We start from the raw sequence: 3,342 nt of genomic DNA on the forward strand, positions 1-3,342 counted from the left end.
AAGACCGTGGACGCCTTCTGCACGTCGCTGCTGCGGGAGAACACCCATCTTCTGGCACAGGAGGGAGAGCGCTATACCCTGACGCCGGACTTTCGGGTGCTGGACGAAAATGACGCAAAGCTCCTGCGCCAGCGGGTGCTGACCCGGGTACTGGAGCGGTTTTACGAGGAACTGGACGAGGGCGGCGCGCTGCTGGCGGATACGCTGGGCGCGGGCCGGGATGACAGCGCCCTGGAGGATCTGGTGCTGGAAACCTACGAAAAGCTGCAAAGTCACGCCGATCCTGAACACTGGCTCGCGGAAAATCGGACGATCTGGGAAAATCGGAGCGGGGACTTCGACGAAACGCCCTACGCCGCCGAGCTGCTGGCGGTCATCCGTCGAAAGGGGTTTCACTATATGGAAGCGCTGCGGCGGGCGGGACAGTCCACCGTGGGCGGGGATCTCTATAAGGGATATGGCGAAAAATTTCTGCGGGCCAGCCGCAGCTTCGCACCCTTGGCGGCAGCACAGAACTGGGAGGCCGCCCGCGTTTCTCTGGATGGACTGGAATTCCCCCGGCTCACCACGCCGAAGGGAATGGCGGAGGACCCGGAGGTCGTGAGACTGAAGGGGCTGTGGGAGAACGCCAAAACTGCCGCCAAAAAGCTGGCTCCCATGCTGGCGGTCAGCGATACGGAGGCCATGGAGGACCTTCAGACCATGGCCCCTGCCATGACGGCCCTTTTGAAGCTGACGGCGGACTTTTCCGACGCGTACCGGACGGAAAAGCTGCGGATGAACTGCGCAGACTTCTCCGATCAGGAGCATCTGGCCCTTCGTCTGCTGGTGGAGCGGAACGGCGCGCCTACGGAACTGGGCCGTCAGGTGGCGGGCCGCTACCGGGAGATCCTGGTGGATGAGTATCAGGACACCAACGAGGTGCAGAACGCCATTTTCCGGGCGGTGTCCCGTGAAGGCAAAAACCTCTTTACCGTAGGGGACGTAAAGCAGAGTATTTACCGGTTCCGGTTGGCGGACCCTACGATTTTTCTTGACAAGTACCGCAACTTCACACCTGCTGAAAATGCGGCGGAAGGGGAGGACCGCAAAATTCTGCTGTCCAAAAACTTCCGCTCTCGAGGAGAGATTTTGGACGCGGCCAATTTCATCTTCTCCAACATCCTGTCGGCGGAGATGGGAGAGATGGAATACGGCGAGGACGAGTCCCTCCACTTCGGCGCGGAGTACTACCCGCCCCGGAAGGACTGCGAGACGGAATTCCACCTCATCTCCGCCCATCAGAAGTCGGCGGCAAATGAGCGCCCGGTGAAACGGCTGCTGGCGGAGGCCCGGTTCACGGCGCAGCGTATCCGTCAGCTTTTGGATGAGGGGTATCCCGTCACCGGGGAGGATGGCACGCTGCGGCCCTGCCGCCCGGAGGACATCGTGATCCTGATGCGCTCTCCGGGGAGCCGGTCCGCCGCCTTCGCCCAAGCGCTGGCGGAGCGGGATGTGCCCTGCTCCTTTGAGGAAAGCGGCGATTTCTACCAGACCCCGGAGATCTCTGTCACGCTGGCCCTGTTGGAGATCGTCGACAATCCCCGGCAGGATGTGCCCCTGATCGCCGTGCTCCGTTCCCCGGTATTCGGCTTTACGCCGGACCGTCTGGCGGAGATCCGCAGCCGTGACCGGGAGGGAGACTTCTATGACGCTCTGCTGGCGGACGGCGGCGAGGACGTACAAGCGTTCCTGACGACGCTGACCGGCCTGCGGGACGCGGCGGCAGACATGAACGTGTGCCGCCTGCTGTGGCACATCTACAATATGCTGCATCTGCCTGGTATCTTCGGCGCGATGGATGAGGGCGGCGTCCGGCAGGAAAATCTGGTAGCCCTGACCCGCCATGCCGAGCGCTTTGAGAGCAGCGGCTACCGGGGGCTGTTCGCCTTCATCACACAGCTCCGGCGGCTCATTGACGCCGGGCAGGCTCCCGCCGTGAAAACCGCCGGGGGGAGCGGCGGCGTTCAGATGATGAGTATTCACAAATCCAAGGGCTTGGAATTTCCCATCGTGTTCCTCTGCGACTTGGAGCACGCCTTTTCCCGGCAGGATTTCGATACGCCGGTGCTGGTGCACCCGGCACTGGGCCTTGGCCCTCTGTGCATCGACCTGAAGCGGAAGATCCGCTATCCCACCATGGCCCGGCTGGCGCTGGAAGAAAAGCTTCGCCGTGAAAATCTTGCGGAGGAACAGCGGATCCTGTATGTGGCCATGACCCGGCCAAAGGAAAAGCTGATTTTGGTAGACGCGCTGTACGGCGCGGAAAAGCGCCTTCAAAAACTGACTGCTGCCGCGGCCTGTCCCGTCATGCCGGAGGTGGTGGCGGAGGGGAAGTGCTTCGGAGATTGGATCTTACTGCCGCTGCTGTGCCGCCCGGAGGCCGCGCCTTTGCGGGATATGGCCGGGGTGATGGCGGGCGGTCTGTATACCGGCGATACCGCCCCATGGCAGGTGTTCATCCATGACGGCGATGACTTCGGATGGGCGCCCGGAGCGGCTGTGTCCGACACGGAGAAGGATGCAGGAGAAACGCTCTTTGACCCGGCGCTGTTGACCTTCCGGTATCCCTATCAGCGGGAAACAACTCTCCCCGCCAAACTCACCGCCACGCAGCTAAAGGGCCGGGCGCTGGATCAGGAGATCGCGGAAGATGCCTACCACACGCCCTATATCCGGCCCCTTGTCCAGCCGAAATTCCGCCGGGAGAAAAAGGGACTGACACCGGCGGAGCGGGGCACCGCCACCCATCTTGTCTTGCAGTATCTGGATCTGCAAAATTTGGATGTGCCCGGACAGGTGGAAAAGCTGCGGCTGGAGGCCAAGCTGACGGCGGAGCAGGCGGCGGCTGTGGACGTTCCCGCTCTGCGGCGCTTTCTGGAATCCCCGCTGGCTGAGGAAATGCGGCAGGCGGAAACGGCGGCGCGGGAGTATCGGTTCACGGTGCTGATGCCGGCCCGGGATTATGACCCGGCAGCCGCGGAGGAGGACAGCATCCTGCTGCAAGGCGTGGTGGACTGCTGGTTTGAAACGCCGGAGGGCATCACGGTGGTGGACTTTAAGACCGACTTCGTACAGACGGAGGAAGATGTGGCGCAGCACGCAGAGCTGTACCGGGGCCAGCTGGCGGCGTACTCTCTGGCGCTGGAACGGGTGCTGGAAAAGGCGGTGACACGGAAGGCACTGTACTTCCTGCAAGCCGGAAAAACCGTGGAAATCTCGTAATTTCAAGCTTTTTCGCAAAAGCCCGGAAATGTCAATAGTAAATGCGAAAAAAATATAAAAAAATATAATCAGGCTTCC

The 3,342-nt window shown here is 61.7% G+C and carries 1 protein-coding gene; it reads left to right on the plus strand.

What is annotated here, in order from left to right; genetic code table 11:
* Positions 1–3,264, plus strand: a 3,264-nt coding sequence (gene addA, locus QVE23_RS10745; RefSeq protein ID WP_287968210.1) for a helicase-exonuclease AddAB subunit AddA, incomplete at its 5' end; no start/stop codon positions are given.
* Positions 3,265–3,342 lie beyond the last annotated feature (78 nt).

The sequence above is a fragment of the Oscillibacter sp. KLE 1728 genome (genome assembly GCF_934833455.1).
Classification (GTDB): Bacteria; Bacillota; Clostridia; order Oscillospirales; family Oscillospiraceae; genus Oscillibacter; species Oscillibacter welbionis.